Here is a 24,790-nt window from a genome sequence, read left to right as displayed (position 1 = left end):
TCAGGTTTGATTTGCCTGTCGGGCGAGCAAGGGAGCGCAGAGGAAGTGATTGCTGTTCAGGATCGAGCCTTGCTGTGTCGAGGGGCTCCGCTCGGGTGTCGGTGCCTGCCAAGATACTCAAGAGATGGCAAGACGCTAGCAAGGAGGACCCGTGGTATCGCACGACGCATCCGGAAGCGCCATCGGGTACATCTACCAGGTGCGTTGGGCACTGCTCGAGCTGATTCGCGGATCGAACACCCGGCCTGACATGAGTCTCACGCTCGAGAGGTTTGACGACGTGGCTTGGGAGGATTCTGGCGGCAACCCGACCGAATTGCTCCAGTTGAAGCATCACAAACATAAGAACGGGTCACTTACCGACAAGAGTGCTGACCTTTGGCGCACTCTGAAGGTATGGATGGATGACCCTCGCCTACGAAATAGCGAGGGCCCGGAATTATCGATCGTTACGACAGCTACCGCTCCATCAGGATCGGCTGCCGCGCTCCTCCGCGATGACGCCGAGAGAAATGTCGTAGCAGCAGCGCAGCTCTTGGAAAAGGCAGCACGCTCGTCGACGGAGAAGCTTAAGACCGCGGTGGCTCGAGCTCAATGGTTGAAGTTGACGGAAAGCGAGCGACTCGGAATCCTGCAGCGAGTCCACGTTCTCGACAACCACGCCCGGATCGAAGATCTTGACGCGGCTCTGGAGGACTCGCTGTGGCTCGCTGCCCCGCAGGGGCGAGCTGCGGACTTCCTTGCGGTTCTCGACGCGTGGTGGTTGAGAGTCTCAGTGGATCTTCTCCGAAAGGCGCGTAAGTCGATCCGTGCGGGGGAGCTCAAGGCGAAACTGGACGACATTCGGGACGGCTTTCAGCCTGACAACCTCATCACAACAGTCCCACGCATAAAGGGTGACGAGGTAATGGACCTCTATGGATCCCGGCCATTCGTCCATCAGTTGCAGTGGATCGACGCGAGCCCGGTGATGTTGACGCATGCGGTCGCAGATTTTCATCGTGCTGTAGCCCAAACGACTCACTGGGTCGATCGAAACCTTATCGAGATGTCCGAGTTTGACGACTTCAAGGATGCCCTCGCTGATGAGTGGGAGTTGGCATACGACGACATGATGCAGGACCTCCCAGATTCGGCAAGCGACGAGGATCGAAGTAAGGCTGGCAACGCTCTGTATCGGCGGCTGCGGGACTCCACTGCAGTTCAGGTACGCCCGAGGTACACGGAGGTCTACTATGCCCGCGGGATCAGGCACGAGCTCGCGGACGGCTGCACCAAGGGATGGCACCCTGATTTCGAGCAGATGGTGAAGACGCTGACCATCGGAGCGTCATGACCGACGTAAGCCAGCCTGGGATTCGAACAGCGATGGAACTTCCAAACTGGAACAACCGCTCGTGGGTTACGGCGAGCATGATCAATCCGGCGTTGGTTGCGGCATCTCTTGTCGCAGCTGCCAACACATTCGAATCCGAGTCCGAGGACGGCATGCCGTGGGAACTGGCGTTCCTGGTGGCTCCAATGGCTCTTCACCGTGATACCCGGGAAGCACTGCCTACTCGCGTGGACTCTCACGCGTCAAAGTGGGTAACCGAGCATGCCGCACTGCTTGCGACACTGCCAGGGAGGATCGTGAGTATGCGGCCGTACACGAGAGAAGGGCTTCGATACGGACTACGGTCGGGCTCGCTCTCGCTTACAGGGGAAGGGCTGCTGCTTGGGCGCCCTGAGTGGAAGCTCAACAAGACTCGCGACCCTGAGCTCACATACATCGTCGGGCGAGCAGCCTTCTTGGGCCGATGGTTCGCACACGTCGGTTCACCTGCAACGCTCTTTGCGCTTCTCGGTGTGCAACCATGAGGTCGTGCAGCTACTCCGCTTAGCGATCTACAACTTCGATGGCCGGCAAAAGCCGATTGACTTCAAGCCCGGATCCCTAAACATCGTCACAGGGTTCTCGAAGACGGGTAAGAGCGCCCTGTTAGACATCGTTGATTTCTGCCTTGGTCGCGACGACGCCCCGATCCCGCGGACTAAAGCATTCAGGCCAGTTGCATGGTACGGAACTCTCTGGGAGCTCGCCGATGGAACGCGTGCGTTCCTCGGCCGGCCAACGATCAAGCCTGGGCGGAGCTCGACTACGCAGGCGATGCTTCTTCTTGGCGGCAAAGAGCTCGACTTACCCGCGTACACCGAGCTCTTTCCGAACACTGACTCAGACAGCCTGCGAGACCAGATTGGGGCGCGGCTGGGTATCGGGGGTGCGCGTCTAAATCCGCCGGAAGGATCAACCCGCAGCCCATACAAGGTTGGTCTCGGGCAGGCCGCAATCTTCCTGTTTCAGACCCAGGGAGAGGTTGCAAACAAATCGCTACTGTTCCACCGTCAAGACGAATCGAGGATGAAAGAGTCAATCAAGGATTCATTGCCGTTCTTCCTCGGAGTCGTCAAGGGTGACCACGCCGAGAAGCATCAGCAACTCCGGGCTGCGCGTCGACAGCTTCGTCGAGCGGAGGTCGCGCTGGAAGCGGCTGAGGTCGAGGCCTCCGAGTATGACACGCAGATCCAATCGCTCCTCGCAGAGGCGTTCGCTAGCGGGCTCGCTGATATCGACAGAGCGCCGACGACCGAACTGGCGCTGGAAGTCCTTCAGGGCATTCTGAGGACGGTCCCTTCAGAACCTCTACCGACCCTCGATCTTGAGACTCAAGATCGCCATCGTGCGCTTCGCGCGGAGCGGAACCACTTGCGGGCGGAACTGGGTCAGTTCTTGGACGAGCGCGGCATGCTACTCGAGTCGACGGCGACGGAAGGAAGCTACGAAGGAGCTATCGCACAGCAACTGCAGCGACTCCGAAGTGTCGAGCTGTTGCCGTCCAAAGCAGATTCGTCTTCCCATGTTTGCCCGGTGTGCAACCAGCACCTGGCCGATGAGGACCCGACTCCGATCCAGCTACAAGCAAGGCTCGTTGACTTGGCCTCAGAGCTCGAAGTACTCGCGGCGGTTCAGCCTGGTCGAGATAAGGCGCTGACAGCTGTTTCTGGTCAGATTCACGCGACGCGCGAACGCTTGACGGCTGTCGAATCGGCGATTGCCGCTACCGAGCTCGCGCAGGCGGCTGACGCTGCTCCACTTGATCCGAAGCGTCAGCAGTTCGTACGTGGACGCATCGATGCAACCGTGGGGCGCTTGGCGCTCAGGCGAGGCACGGACATTCGTGCTCTCCACGAAGCCGTACACACAGCGAAGCAGCGGGTTGAATCGCTGGAACGCGAGCTCGATGATGATGCCGCGCGCGAGCGACTCACCTCCGCACTCATCTCGCTTGGGCGAGAGATGACCCGACTTGCACAAGAACTCAATCTTGAGAACTCTGAGGAGAGCGTGCGGCTCGATCTGGCAAAGTTGACCGTCGTCACTGACACGGCAGATGGCCCCGTGCAGCTTTCAGGACTCGGATCCGGCGCCAATTGGCTTGGTTACCACCTCGCGACCCACCTTGCGCTACACAGGACGTTCCTCAACCAAGGTGCGCCAGTGCCGCGCCTGTTGATGCTCGACCAGCCGACGCAGGTGTTTTATGAGTCCAAGTCGAAGGCGGTTCGAGCCGCAATTGAAGAGACAGGGGTGCCCGCTGACGAGGATCATGCTTCAGTCACCCGCATGTTCCGACTCCTTTTCGACTTCGTGCAGGACCTTGCGCCACACTTTCAGATCGTGGTCAGCGACCACGCTGACTTGACCGAAGAAGGCTGGTTCCAAGACTCAATCGCATACAACTGGAGAGGTGATGCTCTCGTCCCGGCGGATTGGATTGAGTAACCCCGTCTGACCTGATACCTACTTCGGCGTCGTCGTTAGGGGTAGGAGCCTCGAGCGAGTTGCGGTCACTGACCTTTCGACCCGAGGACAGCACGATCCTGCTGCCCGTCGTCGTCTCGGTGCGATTCATGGGAAGAGGCGCCTGTTGATTACGACTTCGATGCGGGCGGTCGGCGGTGATCTCCTGTGCGACCTAGTCGACCACGAGGAGGCTGGCGTCGTCGATGGTGACGATCCTCACGCCATCCATCTGCCCCTACTTGCGGTCGCGCATCTCTGCAGACTCCTACGCTTCTAGTTGAGGTCGCTGATGATCACCCCATACTCGGAGCTATATTTCGCCGCCGTCGTGCCAGCCGCACACCGTGCACCGGGCTCCCGCGTACGTGTCATCGCGCTCGTCGTCAGTTTCGCTCCAACCGGCAAGCTTGTCGACGGTCGCGCCGCACTTTGGACAAGCTAGGAGTACCCCATAGCCGTGGAAGTACTCCATCCGAATACCGAGTTCGCTGAGCGTGTTCTGCATAGCGATTAAGCGGTCATTGCCTCTCATCCCCATGAGGGCGTCAGCTACGGCGTCAGGATCTCCGCCTCGCCCGTCGATCCACTTCATGTCCCGAATCAGTTCGGGCACCTCCGTGTCGTCGAGCCGAACGAGAACAAGGGTGCGATCATCATCGTCGATGAACCGACTGACCGCCGAGCGATACTCCTTGGTCGTCCATGCGGATTCCTTCGCCTTCTCCGACCAGAAGAGCACGAAAGCCTCGTTCTCTCGGAGCGCAGTCTCAATTGCTCCTGGAATTGATTCGCCGTATTCAATCGACCACTCGTCGAGGAAGACCTCGCGTCCGGCGAGTTGCATTCGTGTGCCAACACCTTTGACAAAGTCCTTGTCGGGCCCGGCGTGAGAAAGAAAGTAGTCGTGGACTGCGCTCAGCTTCGGCATGAAATCAAGATAGCCAGCTGGTAACAGAATGCGCGACGGACTCCCGCGCAGCTCGCCGCACGAACGGCGGGCCTAAGCCGTCGGTGGGTCGACGTAGACGTTGCCCGAGCCAGACGGGAGCTGTCGTGTTCAACTGCAACAAGGGCCGCCGTCTGGAAGCGGCCAGCAGGTGGGTGTCCACGCGCCAAGTGCGCCGTAGCTCGATTCGGGGCCTCCACCAATCTTGGAGGCTGCCCAGGCCGTTGCGGCGTTATCCTGCCCGCCCGCGGCGCCCGGGCGGTAGGAGCCCGCGCTCGCGCGCTTTCGTGACCCAACCCTGTGCCGTCGATAGGGCGACGCCGTTGATCTGCGCCATCGTCGCGCTCGGGTTCGCGTCGCCCTCCCGGGTGAGCTGGCCGTGCTGCAGTGCGACCAGCTCGTAGAAGTCGGGCACCTTCTTCGGGTCGCCGAGCGGTTTGAGAAGGTCGCGCTCGCTGATCTTGTGGCCTGAGGGCAGCACGATCTTGCCGCCGGTGATCGTCTCGGTGCGCTTCATCGCGAAGAGGCGCTTGTTGATCGCGGCTTCGATGCGGGCGGTCGGCAGCTCGCGGAGGAGCTGGCTCGTGATCGGTTGGCCGCCCCGCCAAGGAAGGTAGACGACGCCGGTGATGCGCACTTCCTCCGGTACGGCGAACGTCTGGCGCTGCAGGCGGATCATGACGCGTGTGTGCGTCGCAATGTGTTCGATGTATCGCCAGCGGCCGTCGATCGTCTCGTTCTGGTCGGACACGGCAACGCGGTACTGCTCGTGCTCCGCGGTGAGCCATCGGTCGTAGCCGAGCAGTTCGTCGATCTCGAGCGACGGGTCATCACCGCGGTCGCCCGGGAAGTTGAGATGCAGGTACCACCCTTCGGGGAGGTCGTCTGCGACGAGGAGTCCGTCTCGAGACTGGTCCGGCCACTGGGAAGCCTCGGGTAGGTCCATGGCACGAGTCTAGCCACACAACTCAGATACTTGCCGAAACCCGCGTGCGGTGATAATCTCAGGTACTTGCAAATAGCCGCGTGTGTGTCGGCATGCACGAGATGCCAGCCGGCGGCCGATGAGTCGAGGGGGAGCGTCATGGCCGACACCGCGTGGAGGGTCGAGTACCTGAGCCGAGTCGAGGCGGCCGAGCGGTGTCGCATCCCGGTCTCGAGCTTCGACAAGCTGCGCCACGACGGGCTGATTCCCGAGCCTGACGCCCGCATGGGCAAGCACCTGCTCTGGAGCACCGACACGATCGACGAACTGCTTGCGCGGGGTGGAACGGAACACTGATGGCCGGGCGGCCGACGAAAGACACCCCGTCGCGGGTCGATCCGCGCACGGGTCGGCCGCTGCCCGAGGGCATCCGCTGGCGCGCCGACCGCCAGCGCTACCAGATCCGCGTCGTCGGCCCGAGCGTCGAGGGCGGCGCTGCCGAGCGATCGCGCACCTTCTTGACTCTCGCCGAGGCCAAGCGTGAACTCGCGAAGATGGTCGCCGGCCGCAACCCGAACGGCTCGATGACGCTCGACCAGTGGTACGACAAGTACTGGCCGGCGATCGAGTCGTCCATCCGCCCGGCGACGGCCCGCAGCTACGGCGTGGCCTGGCGGCTCCGAGTGAAGCCGAGCCTCGGCCGGCACCGGCTCGACGAGATCACCTCGCCCATGATCGAGTCGGCGATGGTCGCTTGGTCGGGTGGGGCATCCGCCAAGAACGACGCGCTCGCGGTGCTCTCGCGCCTCCTCGACGGCGCCCGCCGCTCGCGGTTCATCGATTACAACCCGGCCCGCGAGGTGAAACGCCCGAGCATGCGCGAGTCGATCTCGCCGGTGTCGCGGGCGCTCACGCTCGAACAGATCAGCATGCTGCTCGACCTCATTCCCGACGGCGTCTACCGCCGGTACTTCGCCGCCCTCGTCTACACAGGCATGCGCGCGGGGGAGGCGACTGCGCTGCGGGTCGGCGACGTCGACTTCGCGCGCGGCGTCATCCGCGTCAGCCGTTCGCTGAGTCCGGGCATGCGCGGCGAGCTCATCGAGCAGTCGCCGAAGAGCCACAAATCGAGGGATGTCCCGCTGATCGACGCGTTGCGTCTGTACGCCGAAGCTGCGGCACGAGGCAAGCGGGGGAGCGACCTGCTCTTCGACGGGGCAGATGGCGGGCGACTCACGAATCACAACGCGCGCCGCGCGGTGAACTGGGAGGAGCTTCGCGAGGCGATCGGTCGGCCCGACCTCCGCATTCACGATCTGCGGCACACGTTTGCGACGATCCTGTTCGATGCGGGCGCCACCGCGCCCGACGTGCAGGCGACCCTCGGTCACTCGAGCCTGCAGGTCACCGAGCGCTACTCGCGCGCTCGCGAAGGCGTCGCGCTCCGAGCCGGCGCAGCACTGAACGATGCGCTCAAGCGAGCTGACGAAAGCAACGATGCGAGCGCAGCCAAGTCAGCCCACCCAGAACCGGAAATGGCACAACGCCGAACCAGGCGAACCCTTAATGGCACATTAATGGCACAGCCTCACCGGCCGCCTCGCGGAATGACCCGGTGACACGAAAAAACCCCCGGTAAACCGGGGGTTTTGACTGTGGCTCCGACCGGCATCGATCCGGTGACCTTTCGATTTTCAGTCGAACGCTCTACCAACTGAGCTACAGAGCCTCAGGCTCGAAACGGAGCCTGAAAGGAGAAAAGCCCCTTCTCTCGTAAGGGAAAGGGCTTGTCGCCTGAGCGACCCTGACGGGACTTGAACCCGCGACCTCCGCCGTGACAGGGCGGCACGCTAACCAACTGCGCTACAGGGCCTCGTAGTGCTCTTGCGAACACTGAGTTGCGATTTTCAATTATAGCCTTGCAAAGTGACCCCAACGGGATTCGAACCCGTGCTGCCGCCGTGAAAGGGCGGTGTCCTAGGCCACTAAACGATGGGGCCGGAGGTCTCGCTCTTCAGCGCGACCGCCGAGAAGCAAGCATACGTGCTGTTTCGCTTCTGCGCAAAACGAGCGCAGATCGAGCGTGAAACAGCCTCTGCGAGCGCGCGAATCACCCGCATCGGATGCCTCGCGCCGGCCCCGTGACATCCGCAGACATGCCCGCCAAATCCCCCAGAAGCCGCCGCGCTCTGCCTATCGTGAAGGCTGCCACTGCCTGCATTCGAGAGCGAGGAGCGCGGGGTCCCGAAGCCCGCGTGGACGGGGAACCATGGACCGCACCACACGTCGACCGAAGACCGCCCGAGCACGAACGAGCCCGCAGAGCCCAAGTGTCGCCCGCCGCGCCCTCGCCGTCACCGCCCTCGTCGCGGTGGCGCTCGTCGGTTCGGTGGCCGCGCCGCAGACGGCGTTCGCTGCCGACTACCCCTCGTGGCCCGAGGTCGAGCAGGCGAAGGCGAACACCGCGGCGGGTGCCGCGGCGGTCGAGCAGATCACGGGGCTCATCGCCGAGCTCGAGGCGAACGTCGAGCGCACCCGCATCGAGGCCGAGCGCCGCACCGAAGAACTCTTCGTCGCGCAGCAGAAGTACGACGACGCGGTCTACAAGGCCGATCAGATCCAGGCCGCGGCCGATGCGTCGGCAGCGGAGGCGGTCGCGGCCGAGCGCAACGCCGGGCAGGTCGCCTCGCAGCTGTACCGCACGGGCACGGGCGACCTCAGCGTCAACCTGTTCCTCGAGGCGGGCAACACGCAGTCGACCGACGCGCTGCTCTCGAAGCTCGGCAACATGAACCAGATGGTCGAGCGCAGCGCGGGCGTCTATCGCACCGCGCAGCAGAAGGCGAACTCGGCGCAGTCGCTCGGCGCTCAGGCCGAGGTCGCGCAGGTGGAGCGCGAGAAGCTGCGGGTCGCGGCCGAGGCGGCACTGCAGGCGGCGCAGGAGGCGCAGGCGGCCGCGGAGGCGGCGCTCGCCGAGTCGCAGGCGAAGAAGGTCGAGCTCGAAGCGCAGCTCGCGTTCCTGAAGGATGCCGAGGCGAAGACGACCGCGGCGTACGAGGAGGGCGAGCGCAAGCGCAAGGAGGAAGAGGAGCGCCGGCGCCAGGAGGAGGAGCGGCGACGCCAGGAGGCCATGCAGAACGGCGGCCCGGGCGGGGTCGCAACCTCGGGCTGGGCGCTGCCCGCCTCGGGGTGGATCTCGGACGGCTTCGGCCCCCGCGACGTCATCTGCAGCGGCGGCGGCTGCTCGAGCTCGTTCCACTACGCGACCGACCTCGCGACGGGGTGTTGGGCGCCGATCTACGCGGCCAACAGCGGCACGGTGACCTTCTCGGGCTATTCGGGCAGCTACGGCAACTTCGTGAAGATCAACCACGGCGGCGGAATCTCGACGGGCTACGCCCACATCGTCGACGGCGGCCGGCTCGTCGGCTCGGGGGAGTGGGTGTCGGCGGGGCAGCAGATCGCCTGGTCGGGCACGACGGGCGCGTCGACCGGCTGCCACCTGCACTTCGAGGTCTACAACGGCGGCAGCCGCATCAACCCGGTGCCGTTCATGGCCGACCGGGGGGTCTACCTTGGCTGAGAACCGCACGAGGCCGATCTCGCGGGTGAAGCCCGCGACGGTCTTCTCCGCGGTCGCCGTGGGTGCGGTGACCGCGTCGGTCGGGCTCGTCGGGCCGCCAGCGGCGGCAGAGCCCGACTACCCCTCGTGGGCCGAGATCGAGCAGGCGAAGCAGAACGAGGCCACCAAGCAGGCCGAGATCGCTCGCCTGGGCGAGCTCCTCGCGGGTCTCCAGCAGCAGGCGGATGCCGCGGTGCAGGTCTCGATGGTCGCCGACGAGTCGTGGCGGGTCGCCGTCGACGCCCGCGACCGGGCCGCTGAGCGGGTCGAGAAGCTCGCACGCCAGGCCGAGGAGGCCGAGGCCGTCGCCGAGATCTCGAAGATGCGCGCGGGCCTCCTCGCGGCCCATCTCGCCCGCACGGCGGGCAACGACCTCTCGGCCGAGCTCGTGTTCTCGGGCGACGACGTCGAAGGGCTGCTGAAGCAGCTCGGCACCGCCTCGAAGCTCGGCGAGCAGTCGCAGGCCGTGTACGAGCAGGCCGCGGCCGACCGCAACGCCGCCGAGTCGCTCGGCGCGCAGGCGGTCGAAGCGCGCACCGAGCACGAACGGCTCACCGCGCTCGCCGAGTCGCGAGCGGCCGAGGCACGCGCCGCCGCCGACGCGGCACTCGGCGCGGTCGCCGCCGCCGAGCAGCGTTCGGCCGAGCTGTACGCGCAGCTCGCCACCCTGAAGGACACGACGGCGGCGCTCGAGCGCGAGCGGGTCGAGGGACAGGCGCGCGAAGCGGCGGAAGCGGCGCTCGAAGCGGCCGAGGAAGCGAACAACGCCAACAACGGCAACAGCGGCGGCTCGGGCGGCGGTAGCACCGGCGGTGGTGGCAGCACCGGCGGTGGCGGTACTCCTGCCCCGAACCCCGACCCGCCCCCCGCGAACCAGAACGCCGTCGAGACGGCGATCTCCTTCGCGCGCGCCCAGCTCGGCGAACGGTACGTGCTCGGCGGCGCCGGGCCCGACGTGTGGGACTGCTCGGGCCTCACCCGCGCCGCCTACGCCTCAGCGGGAATCGGCATCGGCACGCACTCGGCGACGAACCAGTACTACACGCTCGCCGGACGAGGCAAGGCCGTCTCGCTCGGGAACATCCAGCGCGGCGACCTGCTGTTCTGGGGGTCGGGCGGCGACTACTACCACGTCGCGATCTACCTCGGCGGCGGGCGCATCCTCGAAGCACCGCGCGAAGGCGTGCCGGTGCGCGAGTACTTCATCTGGGGCAGCCCCTCAGCCGCGGCGCGGCCGGCCGGCTGATCCGGGAACGACGAAGGGGGCGAGCCGTGCGGCTCGCCCCCTTCGCTGCGTCGGATGCCACGTGGCATCCGCGGGTCTCGATACGGCGCTGGCGCGCCGACTCGACCGACCTGGTCTCAGTGACCGGGGAACGCGGCGATTCCGGCCTGGATGATCGCCTCGGCCTCGGCGGCGTCGCCCCAGCCCTCGGTCTTGACCCACTTGCCGGGCTCGAGGTCCTTGTAGTGCTCGAAGAAGTGCTCGATCTCCTTGCGCGTGAACTCGGGGATCGAGTCGACGTCCTGGATGTGGTTCCAGCGGGGGTCGCCGGCCGGCACCGCGATGACCTTGGCGTCGCTGCCGCCGTCGTCGGTCATGTTGAAGACGCCGACGGGGCGCACCTTGACGCCGACGCCCGGGAACAGCGGGTAGTCGAGCAGCACGAGCACGTCGACGGGGTCGCCGTCGAGGCCGAGGGTGTTCTCGAAGAAGCCGTAGTCGGTGGGGTAGACGAACGTCGTGTAGAGCACGCGGTCGAGGAACACGCGACCCGTCTCGTGGTCGACCTCGTACTTGTTGCGGCTCCCCTTGGGGATCTCGATGACGGCGGCGTACTCGCCCATGCTCTCTCCTTGTTGTGAAGTCTCGCCGGGCGCTCGGCACACGGCGGAATAAGGTTACCCCGATGCCTTCTGACCAGCACATGGATGCCACGGCCCCCCGTCGACCGCGACTGACGCCGCCGATCGCCGACGTCCGTCGCGCCGTGCGCACCACCGTCGGTCCCGCCGCTGGTCGAGGAGCGCCGCCGGAGGCGACGCGTCTCGAGACCCCCGCACCCCGCCCCCTCGTCCTCGTCGCCCTCTCCGGCGGCGCCGACTCGCTCGCGCTCGCCGCGGCGACCGCGTTCGAGGCGCCCCGCGCAGGCATCGCCGCCGGCGCGGTGATCGTCGACCACGGCCTCCAGCCCGGCTCGGCGGAGGTCGCGGAGCGCGCCGCCGCCACCGCCCGAGAACTCGGACTCGACCCCGTCGTCGTGCGGCGCGTCACCGTCGGTGTCGAGGGTGGGCCCGAGGCATCCGCCCGCCATGCCCGCTACGCCGCGCTCGACGAGGTCGCCCGCGAGACGGGCGCAACCCTCGTCCTGCTCGGTCACACCCTCGACGACCAGGCCGAGACCGTGCTGCTCGGCCTCGCCCGCGGTGCCGGCGCGGCGAGCCTCTCGGGCATGGCGCCCGTGAGCGGGCGGTATGCGAGGCCGCTGCTCGGCATCCGCCGCGCGACGACCCGGCAGGCCTGCCTCGACGCCGGCCTCGAACCGTGGGACGACCCGCACAACGTCGACCCCGCGTACGCCCGCGTGCGCGTGCGCGAACGGGTGCTGCCCGTGCTCGAAGCCGAACTCGGGCCCGGCATCGCCGAGGCGCTCGCCCGCACCGCCGAACAGCTCCGCGAAGACGACACCGCGTTCGCCGAGCAGATCGACGAGTTCATCGAGGAGATCTGCGAACCCGCCGAGGCCGGCATCGCCGTCTCGGTCGCAGCCCTCGCCGCGAACCCGGCGGCGCTCAGGCAGCGCATCATCCGACACGTCGTCGCGAGCGAGTTCGGGGTGTCGCTCTCGCGCACCCAGACGCTCGAGGTCGCGCGGCTCGCGACCGACTGGCATGGTCAGGGCCCGATCGACCTGCCCGGCGGGGCGCTCGCGACCCGCGCCGGCGGGCACCTCGTGTTCTCGACGACCGGATCGACCGAGGTCCTCGAGCACGACCACTGACGCACGTCGGTCGAGGAGCGAAGCGTATCGAGACCACCGTCGACGTGGTCTCGATACGCGCTTCGCGCTACTCGACCGACGCGGTGGTTAGGATTTACGCATGGATGCGCGCGAGATTCAGGCCGACCTCACCGAGACCCTCGTCACCGAAGCCGAGATCCACGCGAAACTCGCCGAGCTCGCTCGGCGGATCGAAGCCGACTACGAGGGCAAGGACCTGCTGCTCGTGGGCGTGCTGAAGGGCGCGGTCATGGTCATGGCCGATCTCGCCCGTGAGCTCAAGAGCCACGTCAACATGGACTGGATGGCCGTCTCCTCGTACGGCGCGGGCACGCAGTCGAGCGGTGTCGTCCGCATCCTGAAGGACCTCGACGCGGACCTCACCGGCCGCCACGTGCTCATCGTCGAGGACATCATCGACTCGGGCCTCACCCTCAGCTGGCTGCTCGGCAACCTCGAGTCGCGCGGCGCCGAGTCGGTCGAGATCTGCGCCCTGTTCCGCAAGCCCGAAGCGGCCAAGGTCGAGGTCGGCGTGAAGTACCTCGGCTTCGACATCCCGAACCAGTTCGTCGTCGGCTACGGCCTCGACTACGCCGAGCGCTACCGCAACCTGCGCGACGTCGCGATCCTCGCGCCGCACGTCTACAGCTGAGCCCCGCACCGCTGGTCGAGGAGCCGGGCGACGAAGGAGCTCGCGTCTCGAGACCGGGCGAGTGGTCTCGAGACGCGTCGACTTCGTCGGCGCTCCTCGACCGGCGGGTGTCGACTTCGTCGGCATTCCTCGACCAGCGGGGGGCGACTTCGTCGGGTCACCCGGACTGGGGTGACCGGCCCCGAACGGCGCCGCACGCCACGGCCTAGAGTCGTGCCATGGGCGAGGGCGGGCGCCGGAGCAGACTGCACGACGCTGCCGCCGCCTTCGCGAGCAACGCGAGGAACCCGAATCTCCGCCGCGCCCAGCTGAGCTTCCTCGCCGCGTGGACGGCCGAATGGGCGTTCACCGTCGCGCTCGGCATCGTCGCGTACCGCGACGGCGGCGCGACGGCGCTCGGGCTCGTGGGACTGCTCCGCATGGTGCCCTCCGCGGTCTTCGCCCCGCTGCTCTCCCCGATCGCCGACCGCGGCCGGCGCGAGCGCGTGCTCATCCTCGTCTCGCTCGTCCGGGGTCTCGCGACCGCCGCGGCGGCGATCGCCGTCGCCGTCGCCGGGCCGGCCGTGGTCGTCTACGCGCTGGCCGTGCTCTCGACGATCGCGGCCACCCTGTACCGGCCCGCGCACTCGGCGCTCCTGCCCTCCCTCTGCCGTACCGGCTACGAACTCGCGAGCGCGAACATGGTGCGCGGGCTCCTCGACTCGGCCGCGACGCTCGTCGGCCCGCTGCTGGCCGCAGTCCTCCTCCAGTTCGCCGGGGTCGACCTCGTGTTCGCCGTCGCGGCCGCCGCTTCGTTCGGGGCCGCCGGTCTCCTCGTCGGGCTCCGATACGAGTCGCCGCGGCGCCCGGCCGCCCCGCCCCGCCGCAACCTCGCCGCCGAGGCGCTCGACGGCCTCCGCGCCGTCGCCCGCAGTCCCGGACTCCTGCTCATCCTCGGGCTCGCCTCGGCGCAGGCCCTCACCCGCGGAGCGCTCACCGTGCTGTCGGTGGTCGTCGCGATCGAGCTGCTCGATCTCGGCGAGCCGGGGGTCGGCGCCCTCATGACCGCCGTCGGCGTCGGGGCGGTGCTCGGTTCGCTCGCCGCCTCCCTGCTCGTCGGCACCGGCCGGCTCGGCGCCTGGTTCGCGGTCGGGGTCGGGCTCTGGGGTCTGCCGCTCGCGCTCGTCGGGCTCGCACCGCACCAGTCGACGGCGCTCGGGCTCCTCGCGTTCATCGGCGTCGGCAACGCGCTCATCGACGTCGCCGGGTTCACGCTCATCGGCCGGCTCGCCCCCGACGAGGTTCTCGCTCGGGTCTTCGGCGTGCTCGAGAGCCTCGTCGCCGTCTTCATCGGCATCGGTGCCGTCGTCGCGTCGACGCTCGTCGGGTTGTTCGGCGTGCAGACCGCCCTCATCGCCATCGGGCTCCTGTGCCCGGTGCTCGCGGCGCTGACCTGGGTGCCGCTGCGCCGTCTCGATCGCACGGTCGGCGTGCTCGACGACGATGTGCGCCTGCTGCGGGAGGTCGCGATGTTCCGCACCCTGCCGCTCCCGGCCGTCGAACAGCTCGCCCGGGGGCTCGAGCCGGTCGCGGTCGCCGGCGGCGAGACGGTCTTCCGCCAGGGCGAGCTCGGCGATCGCTACTACGTGATCGAGGCCGGCCGGGCGGAGGTCGTGGGCGACGGCCGGGTGGTGGCGACGCTCGGTCCGGGGGAGGGGTTCGGCGAGATCGCGCTGCTGCGCCGGACGCGACGGACGGCGACGGTCATCGCCGGGACGGAGCTCCGGCTGCGGGCGCTCGGCTCTGATCGCTTCCTCCCCGTCGTGCTCGGCTACACGCCGAGCGCCCGGCTGGCCACCGCCGAGGTCGACGACCGCCTCGGGCGTTACGAACCGCGTGCGCCCGACGACGGGCGGCCGAGCACCCCCGATTCGCGGGGTTGAAGCGGGCGCCCGACGGTGCCACGCTGAGCGGATGGAGTCCGGACGGGCGGTACTGCTCATCGCGGACATCGGTGGCTACACCGACTACATGAGCTCCCATCGGTTCAGCCTCGCGCACGCCGAGGTCAATACGGCGCGCATGCTCGACAAGATGATCGATGCCGCTCCCGGCTTCGATCTCATCGAGATCGAGGGCGATGCGGCGTTCCTCTCGAGGCAGGCGAACGGCCACGACCCGGATGCCACGGTCGCGCAGATCCTCTCGACCGCTGCCGCGATGCACCGGGCCTTCCACCTCGAACGGCAGAACGTCGCCGCGAACCTCTGCCCGTGCGCCGGGTGCAAGGAGGCCGCCGAGCTCAAGCTCAAGTTCGTCGCGCACGTCGGCGACGTCGCGACGCAGACCATCCGGGAGCGCATCAAGCTCGTCGGCATCGACGTCATCCACGTCCACCGCATGCTCAAGAACCCGGTCGAGATCCCCGAGTACGTGCTGCTCTCCGACGAGCTCCACCGAACGGGGGCGGGCGCCGTGACCGCCGAGGTGCACGAGATCTCGCAGGACCTCGAGGGCATCGGCACCGTGCGGGCGTACTTCGTCGACGTCGGAGACCTCGACGCCGAGCTCCCGCCCCTGCCGGGGCCATCCGTTCGCGGGCGCCTCGGGCGCACCTTCGCGGCGGCCGGGCTCGGGATGCCGTACTTGCTCGGGCTCAAACGCCGTCGGCGCGGGTCGGCCGCGGTATCGGCGGTCGAGTAGCGGGTCTCGAGACGCGTCGACTTCGTCGGCGCTCCTCGACCAGCGGGGCGCCCTGCTGGTTGAGGAGCGACGGCGCGCAGCGACGACGCGTCTCGAAACCCGGTGAACCGATCGCGAGACCCGTGCTCCTCGACCACCGTGCGCGCTTTCAGCGAACAGGCAGCCGCCGCCCAGTACCCGCGAGGTAGCCTTGCAAGATCATGAACATGAAGAAGGTCTTCCGCGGGCCGATCATCTACATCCTGCTCGCGATCGTCGCTGTCTGGATCGGCTCGAGCCTGATCACCGCGTCGGGCTTCAAAGAGGTGTCGACCCAGAAGGGTCTCGAGCTCCTCGACGACGGCAAGGTCGCCGCCGTGAAGATCGTCGACGGTGAGAACCGCGTCGACCTGACGCTCGCCGAAGAAGACGAGAAGCTCGGCAAGCAGGTGCAGTTCTACTACGTGACGCCCCGCGGCGCCGACGTGGTCGCGGCAGTCGACGCCGCCGACCCGAAGGACGGCTACAACGACGAGGTGCCGCAGCCGAACTGGTTCATGTCGATGCTCGGCATCCTCCTGCCGCTGCTGCTCATCGGCGTCTTCTTCTGGATCATGCTGTCGGGCATGCAGGGCGGCGGCAACCGCGTCATGCAGTTCGGCAAGTCGAAGGCGAAGCTCGTCTCGAAGGAGAGCCCGAAGGTCACCTTCGACGACGTCGCCGGTGCGAGCGAGGCGATCGAAGAGCTCCACGAGATCAAGGAGTTCCTGAAGGAGCCCGCGAAGTTCCAGGCCGTGGGCGCCCGCATCCCGAAGGGCGTGCTGCTGTACGGCCCTCCCGGCACCGGCAAGACCCTGCTCGCGCGCGCCGTCGCCGGCGAGGCGGGCGTGCCGTTCTACTCGATCTCGGGCTCCGACTTCGTCGAGATGTTCGTCGGCGTCGGTGCATCCCGCGTGCGCGACCTCTTCGACCAGGCCAAGCAGAACGCGCCGGCCATCATCTTCGTCGACGAGATCGACGCGGTCGGCCGTCACCGCGGCGCCGGTCTCGGCGGCGGTCACGACGAGCGCGAGCAGACCCTGAACCAGCTCCTCGTCGAGATGGACGGCTTCGACCCGAAGACGAACGTCATCCTCATCGCGGCGACGAACCGCCCCGACATCCTCGACCCGGCGCTGCTGCGCCCGGGCCGCTTCGACCGTCAGATCGGCGTCGACGCCCCCGACCTCAAGGGCCGCCAGAAGATCCTCGAGGTGCACTCGAAGGGCAAGCCGCTCGCGAACGGCGTCGACCTCGAGGTGCTCGCGCGCAAGACCCCCGGGTTCACGGGTGCCGACCTCGCGAACGTGCTCAACGAGGCGGCGCTCCTCACCGCCCGCTCGAACGCGCAGCTCATCGACAACCGCGCCCTCGACGAGGCCGTCGACCGCGTGATCGCCGGTCCGCAGCGTCGCTCCCGCGTCATGAAGGACAAGGAGAAGCTCATCACCGCGTACCACGAGGGCGGCCACGCCCTCGCCGCGGCGGCGATGAACTACACCGACCCCGTCACGAAGATCACGATCCTCCCGCGCGGCCGTGCACTCGGCTACACGATGGTCATGCCGCTCGAAGACAAGTACTCGGTCACCCGCAACGAGCTGCTCGACCAGCTCACCTACGCCATGGGCGGGCGCGTCGCAGAAGAGATCGTGTTCCACGACCCCTCGACCGGTGCCTCGAACGACATCGAGAAGGCCACGTCGACGGCGCGCAAGATGGTCACCGAGTACGGCATGTCGGCGAACGTCGGTGCCGTCAAGCTCGGACAGTCGCAGGGCGAGGTCTTCCTCGGCCGCGACATGGGCCACCAGCGCGACTACTCGGAGGAGATCGCCAACAGGGTCGACGTCGAGGTGCGCACGCTCATCGAGCAGGCGCACGACGAGGCGTGGCAGGTGCTCAACGACAACCGCGACATCCTCGACAAGCTCGCGGCCGAGCTCCTCGAGCACGAGACCCTCGACCACAACCAGATCGCCGAGATCTTCAAGGACGTCCGCAAGCTGCCCGAGCGCCCGCTGTGGCTCTCGAGCGACAAGCGCCCGGTCTCGAACATCCCGCCGATCACGTTCCCCGAAGACAAGCTGCCCATCGACCAGGGCGCCGTCGACGGCGGCGTCGACTCGAGCGAGCTGCCCGAGGAGACGCCCGCGGCGCGCGCACCGCGCTCGAACCCGCGTCCGGCGACGGCGTAGCAGGCACCGACCCGAAGGGCTGACATGGCCGGAGTGGATGCCGAACGCATCGAGCGGGCCGTGCTCGAGATCCTCCTCGCGATCGGGGAGGATCCCGCGCGTCCCGGCCTCGAGCGCACCCCGCAGCGGGTCGCCGAGGCGTACGCCGACTTCTTCGGCGGCCTCGACATCGACCCGCTGAGCCACCTCGCCGACACCGTGCCGCTCGGCTCGACCGAGGCCGGCGTGCCGGCGACGAGCGACGTGGTGCTCCTGCGCGACCTCGCGTTCCGTTCGGTGTGCGAGCACCACCTGCTGCCCTTCGTCGGCACCGCGCACGTGGCCTATCTGCCGGGCGACCGGGTGGTGGGCCTCGGCCGCATCCCCGCGGTCGTCGACACCCTCGCCCGTCGTCCGCAGCTGCAGGAGCGGCTCGCGGAGGAGATCGCCGACGCGCTCGTCGCCGGGCTCGACCCGAAGGGCGTGCTCGTCGTGCTCGACGCGCAGCACCGCTGCGTCACGACGCGCGGCTCGCGCCAGGAGCGCAGCTCGACCGTGACGATCGCGAGCCGCGGCGCCCTCGCCGAGCCCGTCGGCCGCGCAGAGATCATCGCCCTCATCGGGGCCCGCGATGGGTGAGTTGCCCGGTTTCGAGACGCGTTCTCCTTCGTCGGGCGCTCCTCAACCTGCGGGTGGGGGTTTCGAGACGCGTCCTCCTTCGTCGGGCGCTCCTCAACCAGCGGAGCCTCCTCGACCCGCGGTCGTCGTCATGGGCGTCGTCAACGTCACCCCCGACTCGTTCAGCGATGGCGGCCGCTGGTTCGACGCCGAGAGGGCGATCGCGCACGGCGTCGAGCTCGTCGCGCAGGGCGCCGACCTCGTCGACGTCGGCGGTGAATCGACGAGGCCCGGGGCGGCCCGTGTCGAGCCCGACGAGGAGCTGCGCCGCGTGGTGCCGGTCATCCGCGAACTCGTGGGCCGCGGCATCCGGGTGAGCGTCGACACGATGCGCGCGGCGACCGCGCGCGCCGCGGTCGAGGCGGGCGCCGAGATCATCAACGACGTCTCGGCGGGGCTCGCCGACGCCGAGATGGCGCGCGTCGCCGCCGAGACGGGCGCGCACTACGTGGCGATGCACTGGCGGGGGCACTCCGACCGCATGGACGAGCTCTCCGAGTACGGCGACGTCGCGGTCGAGGTGCGCGACGAGCTCGCCGCGCGCGTCGAGGCGCTGCTCGAGGCGGGCATCGCGAGCGACCGGCTCATCCTCGACCCGGGGCTCGGGTTCTCGAAGCGCGGCGAGCAGAACTGGCAGCTGCTCGGCCGGCTCGACGTGATCGACGAGCTCGGGCTGCCGATCCTCGTGGGGGCGTCGCGCAAGCGGTTCCTCGGCGCACTGCTGCCCGACGGGGCATCCGTCGCCGAACGCGACCTGCCGACCGCGGTCGTGAGCGTGCTCTCGGCGCAGGCGGGCGCGTGGGGGGTGCGCGTGCACGACGTCGTCGGCACGCGGCGCGCCCTCGACGTCCTCGGTGCGTGGCAGAGTGGACGACGTGGCTGAGACGCGCGAGATCCAGGGCGACCGAATCACCCTCACGGGGCTGCGCGTGCGCGCCCATCACGGGGTGTTCGACTTCGAACGCGCCGACGGCCAGGAGTTCGTGATCGACGTGATCGTCGGCGTCGACCTCGCGGCGGCGTCCGCGGGCGACGAGCTCGCCCGCACCGTGCACTACGGCGAGCTCGCCGAGCAGGTCGTCGCCGCCGTCGAACGCGACCCCGTCGACCTCATCGAGACCGTCGCCGAGCGGGTCGCCGCCGTCGCGCTCTCCTTCGAGGCGGCCGAGGCGGTCGAGGTCACGGTGCACAAGCCGCAGGCGCCCATCACGGTTCCGTTCGCGGATGTCGCGGTCACGATCGTCAGGCGTCGGGCGTGAGCCGGGCCGTCGTCGCCTTCGGGGCGAATCTCGGCGACCGCGAGCAGGCGATCGCCGCCGCCGCACGCGCACTCGCCGACGCCGAGGGCGTCGAGCTCCTCGCCGTGTCGCCGCTGTACGAGACGCCGGCGCTGAAGACGACGGGCGTCGACCACGACGCCCCGGGCTACCTCAACGGCGTGCTCATCATCGAGACGGCGCTCGAACCGCACGCGCTCCTCGACGTGCTCCAGCGCATCGAGACCGAGCAGGGGCGGGTGCGCGCCGAGCGCTGGGGCGACCGCACCCTCGACCTCGACCTCATCGACTTCGACGGCCGCGAACTGCATGACGAGCGCCTCGAGCTGCCGCATCCGCGGGCGTGGCAGCGGGCGTTCGTGCTCGCACCGTGGCTCGACCTCGACCCCGACGCGGTGCTGCCCGGTCGCGGCGGGGTGGCGGCGCTGCGCGCCGAGGCATCCGACGTGGTGGTGAGGCGATGAAGCGCACCCACCTCTCGACCCTGTTCCTCTTCGTGCTCGGCGGGATCGTCATCGGCTATCTCGGCGACCTCGCGATCGTGAGCACGGGTGCCAAGGCGCTCGTGCCGCCGCTGTCGCTGCCGATCACCCTCGTCGGCGTCGCCGCGATCGTGCTGATCCTCGCGTGGCCGATCCGCCGCGCGGTGAAGGGCAAGGCGACGAAGCGCCTCGACCCGTTCCGGGCGATGCGGGTCGCAGTGCTCGCCAAGGCGTGCAGTCTGAGCGGTGCGCTCGTGCTCGGGGTGGGGCTCGGCATCGGGTTCTTCCTCCTCACCCGCAGCGTCGTCGCAACGGCCGACACCGTGTGGCTGGCCTTCGCGACCGCGATCGGCGCCGCGCTGCTCGCCGGCGCGGGCCTGCTCGCCGAGTGGTTCTGCACCCTGCCCCCCGACGACTCCGACAGCCAGAAAGAAGAGCACGCGCATGCCTGAGCACGACGAGGTCGCGACCCCGACGCCCGACGAGGTCGCGAACCCGGTGGCGAACCCTGCGCCCGACGCCCGCACCGACGAGTGGCGGCGGGTCTCCCCGAAGTACGTCGTCGCCGAGGTCATCGGTTCGCTCATCGGCATGGTGATCTTCGTGGGGGCGTTCCTCGCGGTGTACTTCCTCTGGCACCAGCAGTGGGCGCTGTGGGTCGCGATCGGCATCGGCGTCGTGTCGCTGCTCGGCATCGCGTTCGAGCCGCGTCGCGTGCGTTCGATCCAGTACCGGCTGCGCGCCGATGACCTCGTGTTCCGTCGCGGCATCATGTTCCAGCGTCAGGTGGCCGTGCCGTACGGGCGCATGCAGCTCGTCGACATCACGCGCGGCCCCGTCGCGCGCGCGCTCGGCCTCGCCGAGCTGAAGTTCGTCACGGCGGCCGCCGCGAGCGCCGTCACCGTGCCGGGCCTCCCGATGGAGGAGGCCGACCGCCTGCGCGACGAGCTCGTCGCCCTCGCCGAGACCCGTCGGGCGGGGCTGTGACGGCACCCGCGCGCCAGGCGCCGGCGACGCCGCTCGCCGACGGCGAGTGGCACCGGCTGCACCCCGCGAGTCCGCTGCTGCGCGGCGGCCTCGTGTTCATCGCGGTGCTCGGCTTCATCATCGCGAACCTCCGCGAGCGGGCCGTCGAGCTGTTCCTGCCGATGTTCGGGCCCTCGGGCGGCGACGGCGTCGACGAACGCTACGAGAGCTGGCAGGACGAGTGGGCGAACGACCCGATCGGCGGCATCGTGAACAACGGGCTCGTCGGCTGGGCGCTGCTCGGCGTGGTGGCGATGCTCGTCGTGGTGATCTTCGCGTTCTGGCTGTCGTGGCGCATGCACACCTTCCGGGTCACGCCCGAGGCGGTCGAGGTGCGCAGCGGCATCGTGTTCCGCTCGCACCGCAGCGCACGCCTCGACCGCATCCAGGGCATCAACGTGGCGCGGCCGCTCTTCGCCCGCCTGTTCGGCACGGCGAAGCTCGACATCTCGGTCGCGGGCCAGTCGGGCGACGTGCAACTCGCGTACCTCGGTTCGGCGCTCGCCGACGGCTTGCGCGCGGACGTGCTGCGACTCGCATCGGGGGTTCGGGCCGAGAAGGCGGCGGCCGCCGCTGCGGCCGCAGGCCCTGCCGTCGATGGGGCGGATGCCGCGGGGCCGGCGTCTGCGGCAGCCCTCGCGACCGAGCCGACCGTGCAGGCCGTGCCAGGCGCGCCCGGCGAGCCGGTCGCACCGGGCCAGCCCGCCCGTACCCCGGTCGCCGCGCGCGCCGGCGCACTCGTCGGGCAGCGCGTCGACGAGTTCCTCGCGCCCGAGCTCGACCCCGAGCTCGCGGCGCCCGAGTCGGTCGTGCACCTCCCGCTCGGGCGGGTCATCGGTTCGACGCTGCTCGGCGCCTCGATGATCTGGATGCTCGCACTCGTCGGCATCATCATCGTGGGCGTCGCGACCCGCCAGACGTGGCTGCTGTTCAGCTTCGTGCCCGCCGCCATCGGTGTCGTGAGCTACACGTGGTCGCGCATCACGAAGTCGCTGCGCTACTCGATCGCCGGCACCCCCGACGGGGTGCGCATCGGCCACGGGCTGCTCTCGACGGCGAACCAGACCATCCCGCCCGGGCGCATCCACGCGGTCGACGTGACCCAGTGGGTCTTCTGGCGGCCGTTCGGCTGGTGGTCGATCCGCATCAACGTCGCCGGCACCTCGATCTCGAACGCGAACGAGATGGCGCAGCGCACGCTCGTGCTGCCGGTCGGCACGCCCGCCGACGTGCACCGGGTGCTCGCACTGCTGCTGCCGGATGCCACGACCGAGGTCGAACCGTTCGTCAACGCCGGGCTCACGGGCAAGGGCGCCGACGGCGGCTACGCGGCTGCGCCGCGCCGCGCAGCCTGGCTGCGTCCGCTCTCGTGGCGCCGCATCGGGTGGGCGACCGTCGACGGCATCGCGCTGCTGCGCCGCGGCGCGATCCTGCGCAACCTCACCCTCGTGCCGCTCGCCCGCATGCAGTCGGTGGCGGTGTCGGCCGGGCCGATCGACCGGGCCCTGCGGCTCGCGAAGCTGCGACTGCACACCGTGACGGGCCCGGTGAGCCCCGTGGTGCCCGCCATCGACCGGGCCGAGGCCGAGCAGGCGTTCGAGCGCTTCGCGCACGAGGCCGTCGATCGCGCGGCCGTCGACACCACGCACCACTGGGGCGCGACCGCCGAGCCGACCGCTCACGCCGAGCAGCCCGCGGACGCGCCCGCCGAGCAGCCAGCTCACGCCGAGCCGACCGCTCACGCCGAGCCGACCGCTCACGCCGAGCCGCCCGCGCCCGTCGCGCCGAACGCGGACGGTGCCGACCATGTCGGCTGAGCGCGCAGGACGACTCGGTGTCGGCACCGTCGGTGCCGGGCGGGTCGGCGCCGTGCTGGCCGCCGCGCTCGGCGGAGCGGGGCACGCGCTCACGGGCGTCGCCGCCGTCTCCGAGGCGAGCCGCGAACGCGCCGCCGTCATGCTGCCACGGGTGCCGGTGCTCACCGTGCCCGAGATCGTCGAGCGCAGCGAACTCGTGCTGCTCGCCGTGCCAGACGACGAACTCGCCGGCCTCGTCGCGGGTCTCGCCGAGGCCGGGGTGTGGCAGCCGGGGCAGCTGGTGCTGCACACCTCGGCGAAGCACGGCGTGGGCGTCCTCGACCCAGCCCGCCGGGCCGGAGCGATTCCGCTCGCGGTGCACCCCGCGATGACCTTCACGGGCACGAGCCTCGACCTCGCACGCCTCCCCGGCACCTGGTTCGCCGTGACCGCGCCGGCCCCGGTGCTCCCGATCGCGCAGGCCCTCGTCGTCGAGATGGGCGGTGAACCGTTCGTCGTCGCCGAAGACGACCGTGCGGCGTACGGAGAGGCGGTCGACACGGTCGTCTCGTTCTCGAGCGCGATCGTCGACCAGGCGAGCGCGCAACTCAGCGGGATCGGCGTGCCCCGCCCGGGCGCCGTGCTCGGTGCGCTCGCGCGCAGCGCCGTCGAGAACGCGCTCGCCCGTCACGACAGCGGGCCGTGGCCCGACGGCGCCGGTACGATCGACGAGGCCGGATTCGACCGGCCGCTGGGAGGCGACGCGTGAGCGGAACGAACAACGCGAAGACGACCACCCGCGTGGTGTCGACCATCGCCGAACTCCGGGGGCTCCTCGCCGAGCGGCGTGCGGGCGGGGCATCCGTCGCCCTCGTGCCGACGATGGGGGCCCTGCACGACGGCCATCTCGCGCTCGTGGCGCGAGCTCGCGAGCTCGCCGACGTCGTCGTCGTGTCGATCTTCGTGAACCCGCTGCAGTTCGGGCCGAGCGAAGACCTCGACCGCTACCCGCGAACCCTCGACGCCGATGTCGCGGCGCTCGCGCCGCTCGGGGTCGAGTTCGTGTTCGCGCCGTCCGCAGCCGAGATGTATCCCGACGGCCCGAGTTCGACGCGCGTCGTCGCGGGCGAGGTCGGCGGCCTGTACGAGGGCGCGTCGCGGCCGGGGCACTTCGACGGCATGCTGACCGTCGTCGCGAAGCTCTTCAACATCGTGCAGCCCGAGGTCGCCGTGTTCGGCCAGAAGGACGCGCAGCAGGTGTTCCTCGTGCGCCGCATGGTGCGCGACTTCGACCTGCCGCTCGCGCTCGAGATCGTGACGACGGTGCGCGAGTCCGACGGGCTGGCGCTGTCGAGCCGCAACCGCTTCCTCGACGATGCCGAACGGCAGACCGCGCTCGTGCTCTCCGAGGCGCTCGCCGCCGCCTCCGAAGCTGCGGTCGACGGCCCCGCCGAGGCGCTCGCCGAGGCCGCCGGCGCGTTCGGCGACCACGACGGCGTCGAGCTCGACTACTTCGTCATCGTCGACCCCGAGACGTTCCTCCCGGTCACCGGCGACGCGACGGGTTCCGCGTTCGCGCTCGTCGCGGCCCGGGTCGGCAAGACCCGACTCATCGACAACCGGGTGCTCGAGCTCGGCTGAGCGCACGCACAGCGGCGCCGCT

Annotated in this window: 24 protein-coding genes and 3 tRNA genes; 21 read left to right on the top strand and 6 right to left on the bottom strand. The window is 69.0% G+C overall.

The features are described from left to right. Window positions 1-151 precede the first annotated feature (151 nt). The 3 genes from ACFVTX_RS04955 to ACFVTX_RS04945 are packed head-to-tail and all read left to right on the top strand — an operon-like array spanning window position 152 to window position 3,823. Entirely contained in the window at window positions 152-1,336 is a 1,185-nt protein-coding gene (locus tag ACFVTX_RS04955) for an ABC-three component system protein (protein ID WP_386898442.1), read from the top strand. Continuing rightward, window positions 1,333-1,860 (top strand): three component ABC system middle component, encoded by a 528-nt coding sequence (locus ACFVTX_RS04950; protein ID WP_386898441.1) that lies wholly within the window; start codon window positions 1,333-1,335, stop codon window positions 1,858-1,860. Before ACFVTX_RS04955 ends, ACFVTX_RS04950 begins: the two co-directional genes overlap by 4 nt. A gap of 4 nt (window positions 1,861-1,864) precedes the next feature. After that, complete coding sequence (locus ACFVTX_RS04945) at window positions 1,865-3,823, top strand: DUF3732 domain-containing protein (protein ID WP_386898440.1); 1,959 nt, start codon at window positions 1,865-1,867, stop codon at window positions 3,821-3,823. A 331-nt stretch (window positions 3,824-4,154) separates the two neighbouring features. Here ACFVTX_RS04945 and ACFVTX_RS04940 read toward each other — a convergent pair whose 3' ends face one another. Continuing rightward, a complete protein-coding gene (locus tag ACFVTX_RS04940; protein ID WP_386898439.1) occupies window positions 4,155-4,772 on the bottom strand; it encodes a TIR domain-containing protein in 618 nt (205 codons plus the stop codon). Between the two features lie 250 nt (window positions 4,773-5,022). After that, window positions 5,023-5,736, bottom strand: coding sequence for a hypothetical protein (locus ACFVTX_RS04935; RefSeq protein WP_386898438.1), 714 nt, complete (start codon window positions 5,734-5,736; stop codon window positions 5,023-5,025). A gap of 138 nt (window positions 5,737-5,874) precedes the next feature. On the opposite strand from ACFVTX_RS04935, the gene ACFVTX_RS04930 reads away from it, so the two are divergent. Beyond that, window positions 5,875-6,072, top strand: coding sequence for a hypothetical protein (locus ACFVTX_RS04930; protein WP_386898437.1), 198 nt, complete (start codon window positions 5,875-5,877; stop codon window positions 6,070-6,072). Then, window positions 6,072-7,334, top strand: coding sequence for a tyrosine-type recombinase/integrase (locus ACFVTX_RS04925; protein WP_386898436.1), 1,263 nt, complete (start codon window positions 6,072-6,074; stop codon window positions 7,332-7,334). Before ACFVTX_RS04930 ends, ACFVTX_RS04925 begins: the two co-directional genes overlap by 1 nt. A gap of 37 nt (window positions 7,335-7,371) precedes the next feature. Here ACFVTX_RS04925 and ACFVTX_RS04920 read toward each other — a convergent pair. The 3 genes from ACFVTX_RS04920 to ACFVTX_RS04910 form a co-directional block, all read right to left on the bottom strand. Next, window positions 7,372-7,444 (bottom strand) — tRNA-Phe (locus tag ACFVTX_RS04920). A gap of 70 nt (window positions 7,445-7,514) precedes the next feature. Beyond that, window positions 7,515-7,588 (bottom strand) — tRNA-Asp (locus ACFVTX_RS04915). A 54-nt stretch (window positions 7,589-7,642) separates the two neighbouring features. Beyond that, window positions 7,643-7,715 (bottom strand) — tRNA-Glu (locus ACFVTX_RS04910). A 269-nt stretch (window positions 7,716-7,984) separates the two neighbouring features. On the opposite strand from ACFVTX_RS04910, the gene ACFVTX_RS04905 reads away from it, so the two are divergent. After that, window positions 7,985-9,298, top strand: a complete 1,314-nt coding sequence (locus ACFVTX_RS04905) for a M23 family metallopeptidase (RefSeq protein ID WP_386898435.1) — start codon at window positions 7,985-7,987, stop codon at window positions 9,296-9,298. Continuing rightward, window positions 9,291-10,583 carry an NlpC/P60 family protein gene (locus tag ACFVTX_RS04900; RefSeq protein ID WP_386898434.1) on the top strand — a complete coding sequence of 431 codons (1,293 nt, stop codon included), beginning with the start codon at window positions 9,291-9,293 and terminating at the stop codon, window positions 10,581-10,583. Before ACFVTX_RS04905 ends, ACFVTX_RS04900 begins: the two co-directional genes overlap by 8 nt. 116 nt (window positions 10,584-10,699) lie before the next feature. Here the strand turns inward: ACFVTX_RS04900 and ppa are convergent, their stop codons facing one another. Continuing rightward, window positions 10,700-11,185: an inorganic diphosphatase gene (ppa, locus tag ACFVTX_RS04895; protein ID WP_386898433.1), complete on the bottom strand. Its 486-nt coding sequence runs from the start codon at window positions 11,183-11,185 to the stop codon at window positions 10,700-10,702. Window positions 11,186-11,247: 62 nt separating this feature from the next. Between ppa and tilS the strand changes: the two genes are divergently transcribed. The 14 genes from tilS to panC all read left to right on the top strand — a co-directional run bounded on the left by tilS (window position 11,248) and on the right by panC (window position 24,768). Then, the gene (gene tilS, locus ACFVTX_RS04890) at window positions 11,248-12,339 is read left to right on the top strand and encodes a tRNA lysidine(34) synthetase TilS (RefSeq protein ID WP_386898432.1); all 1,092 of its coding nucleotides are present in this window, start codon (window positions 11,248-11,250) and stop codon (window positions 12,337-12,339) included. A 100-nt stretch (window positions 12,340-12,439) separates the two neighbouring features. Beyond that, window positions 12,440-12,991 (top strand): hypoxanthine phosphoribosyltransferase, encoded by a 552-nt coding sequence (gene hpt, locus ACFVTX_RS04885; protein WP_386898431.1) that lies wholly within the window; start codon window positions 12,440-12,442, stop codon window positions 12,989-12,991. A gap of 218 nt (window positions 12,992-13,209) precedes the next feature. Beyond that, window positions 13,210-14,913, top strand: a complete 1,704-nt coding sequence (locus ACFVTX_RS04880; RefSeq protein ID WP_386898430.1) for an MFS transporter — start codon at window positions 13,210-13,212, stop codon at window positions 14,911-14,913. A gap of 31 nt (window positions 14,914-14,944) precedes the next feature. After that, the gene (locus ACFVTX_RS04875) at window positions 14,945-15,673 is read left to right on the top strand and encodes a DUF2652 domain-containing protein (RefSeq protein WP_386898429.1); all 729 of its coding nucleotides are present in this window, start codon (window positions 14,945-14,947) and stop codon (window positions 15,671-15,673) included. A gap of 200 nt (window positions 15,674-15,873) precedes the next feature. Continuing rightward, window positions 15,874-17,889, top strand: a complete 2,016-nt coding sequence (gene ftsH, locus ACFVTX_RS04870) for an ATP-dependent zinc metalloprotease FtsH (protein WP_386898428.1) — start codon at window positions 15,874-15,876, stop codon at window positions 17,887-17,889. A gap of 24 nt (window positions 17,890-17,913) precedes the next feature. Further along, the gene (folE, locus tag ACFVTX_RS04865) at window positions 17,914-18,507 is read left to right on the top strand and encodes a GTP cyclohydrolase I (protein WP_386898427.1); all 594 of its coding nucleotides are present in this window, start codon (window positions 17,914-17,916) and stop codon (window positions 18,505-18,507) included. Between the two features lie 130 nt (window positions 18,508-18,637). Continuing rightward, window positions 18,638-19,429 (top strand): dihydropteroate synthase, encoded by a 792-nt coding sequence (gene folP, locus ACFVTX_RS04860; protein ID WP_386898426.1) that lies wholly within the window; start codon window positions 18,638-18,640, stop codon window positions 19,427-19,429. Continuing rightward, on the top strand, window positions 19,422-19,805 hold the full coding sequence (gene folB, locus ACFVTX_RS04855) for a dihydroneopterin aldolase (RefSeq protein WP_386898425.1): 384 nt from the start codon (window positions 19,422-19,424) through the stop codon (window positions 19,803-19,805). The genes folP and folB overlap by 8 nt, the downstream gene beginning before the upstream one ends. Next, window positions 19,802-20,287 (top strand): 2-amino-4-hydroxy-6-hydroxymethyldihydropteridine diphosphokinase, encoded by a 486-nt coding sequence (gene folK, locus ACFVTX_RS04850; RefSeq protein ID WP_386898424.1) that lies wholly within the window; start codon window positions 19,802-19,804, stop codon window positions 20,285-20,287. The genes folB and folK overlap by 4 nt, the downstream gene beginning before the upstream one ends. Then, on the top strand, window positions 20,284-20,757 hold the full coding sequence (locus ACFVTX_RS04845) for a DUF3180 domain-containing protein (protein ID WP_386898423.1): 474 nt from the start codon (window positions 20,284-20,286) through the stop codon (window positions 20,755-20,757). The genes folK and ACFVTX_RS04845 overlap by 4 nt, the downstream gene beginning before the upstream one ends. Then, on the top strand, window positions 20,750-21,292 hold the full coding sequence (locus tag ACFVTX_RS04840) for a PH domain-containing protein (RefSeq protein WP_386898422.1): 543 nt from the start codon (window positions 20,750-20,752) through the stop codon (window positions 21,290-21,292). Before ACFVTX_RS04845 ends, ACFVTX_RS04840 begins: the two co-directional genes overlap by 8 nt. Next, window positions 21,289-23,148 carry a PH domain-containing protein gene (locus ACFVTX_RS04835; protein ID WP_386898421.1) on the top strand — a complete coding sequence of 620 codons (1,860 nt, stop codon included), beginning with the start codon at window positions 21,289-21,291 and terminating at the stop codon, window positions 23,146-23,148. The genes ACFVTX_RS04840 and ACFVTX_RS04835 overlap by 4 nt, the downstream gene beginning before the upstream one ends. Beyond that, window positions 23,138-23,896, top strand: coding sequence for a Rossmann-like and DUF2520 domain-containing protein (locus tag ACFVTX_RS04830; protein WP_386898420.1), 759 nt, complete (start codon window positions 23,138-23,140; stop codon window positions 23,894-23,896). The genes ACFVTX_RS04835 and ACFVTX_RS04830 overlap by 11 nt, the downstream gene beginning before the upstream one ends. After that, entirely contained in the window at window positions 23,893-24,768 is an 876-nt protein-coding gene (gene panC / locus ACFVTX_RS04825; protein WP_386898419.1) for a pantoate--beta-alanine ligase, read from the top strand. The genes ACFVTX_RS04830 and panC overlap by 4 nt, the downstream gene beginning before the upstream one ends. The last annotated feature ends 22 nt before the right edge of the window (window positions 24,769-24,790 follow it).

The sequence above is a fragment of the Agromyces sp. NPDC058136 genome, assembly GCF_042884375.1.
Taxonomy (GTDB): Bacteria; Actinomycetota; Actinomycetes; order Actinomycetales; family Microbacteriaceae; genus Agromyces.
Note: the sequence above shows the minus strand (reverse complement) of the source record. Positions and strands in the feature narration are given on the sequence as shown.

Excerpts from the sequence above, each read along its gene's own strand:
- ACFVTX_RS04950 (WP_386898441.1), top strand. The coding sequence starts at position 1,333 with ATGACCGACGTAAGCCAGCCTGGGATTCGAACAGCGATGGAACTTCCA.
- ACFVTX_RS04940 (WP_386898439.1), bottom strand. The coding sequence starts at position 4,772 with ATGCCGAAGCTGAGCGCAGTCCACGACTACTTTCTTTCTCACGCCGGG.
- ACFVTX_RS04935 (WP_386898438.1), bottom strand. The coding sequence starts at position 5,736 with ATGGACCTACCCGAGGCTTCCCAGTGGCCGGACCAGTCTCGAGACGGA.
- ACFVTX_RS04930 (WP_386898437.1), top strand. The coding sequence starts at position 5,875 with ATGGCCGACACCGCGTGGAGGGTCGAGTACCTGAGCCGAGTCGAGGCG.
- ACFVTX_RS04925 (WP_386898436.1), top strand. The coding sequence starts at position 6,072 with ATGGCCGGGCGGCCGACGAAAGACACCCCGTCGCGGGTCGATCCGCGC.
- ACFVTX_RS04905 (WP_386898435.1), top strand. The coding sequence starts at position 7,985 with ATGGACCGCACCACACGTCGACCGAAGACCGCCCGAGCACGAACGAGC.
- ppa (WP_386898433.1), bottom strand. The coding sequence starts at position 11,185 with ATGGGCGAGTACGCCGCCGTCATCGAGATCCCCAAGGGGAGCCGCAAC.
- tilS (WP_386898432.1), top strand. The coding sequence starts at position 11,248 with ATGCCTTCTGACCAGCACATGGATGCCACGGCCCCCCGTCGACCGCGA.
- hpt (WP_386898431.1), top strand. The coding sequence starts at position 12,440 with ATGGATGCGCGCGAGATTCAGGCCGACCTCACCGAGACCCTCGTCACC.
- ACFVTX_RS04880 (WP_386898430.1), top strand. The coding sequence starts at position 13,210 with ATGGGCGAGGGCGGGCGCCGGAGCAGACTGCACGACGCTGCCGCCGCC.
- ACFVTX_RS04875 (WP_386898429.1), top strand. The coding sequence starts at position 14,945 with ATGGAGTCCGGACGGGCGGTACTGCTCATCGCGGACATCGGTGGCTAC.
- ftsH (WP_386898428.1), top strand. The coding sequence starts at position 15,874 with ATGAACATGAAGAAGGTCTTCCGCGGGCCGATCATCTACATCCTGCTC.
- folE (WP_386898427.1), top strand. The coding sequence starts at position 17,914 with ATGGCCGGAGTGGATGCCGAACGCATCGAGCGGGCCGTGCTCGAGATC.
- folP (WP_386898426.1), top strand. The coding sequence starts at position 18,638 with ATGGGCGTCGTCAACGTCACCCCCGACTCGTTCAGCGATGGCGGCCGC.
- ACFVTX_RS04845 (WP_386898423.1), top strand. The coding sequence starts at position 20,284 with ATGAAGCGCACCCACCTCTCGACCCTGTTCCTCTTCGTGCTCGGCGGG.
- ACFVTX_RS04840 (WP_386898422.1), top strand. The coding sequence starts at position 20,750 with ATGCCTGAGCACGACGAGGTCGCGACCCCGACGCCCGACGAGGTCGCG.
- ACFVTX_RS04830 (WP_386898420.1), top strand. The coding sequence starts at position 23,138 with ATGTCGGCTGAGCGCGCAGGACGACTCGGTGTCGGCACCGTCGGTGCC.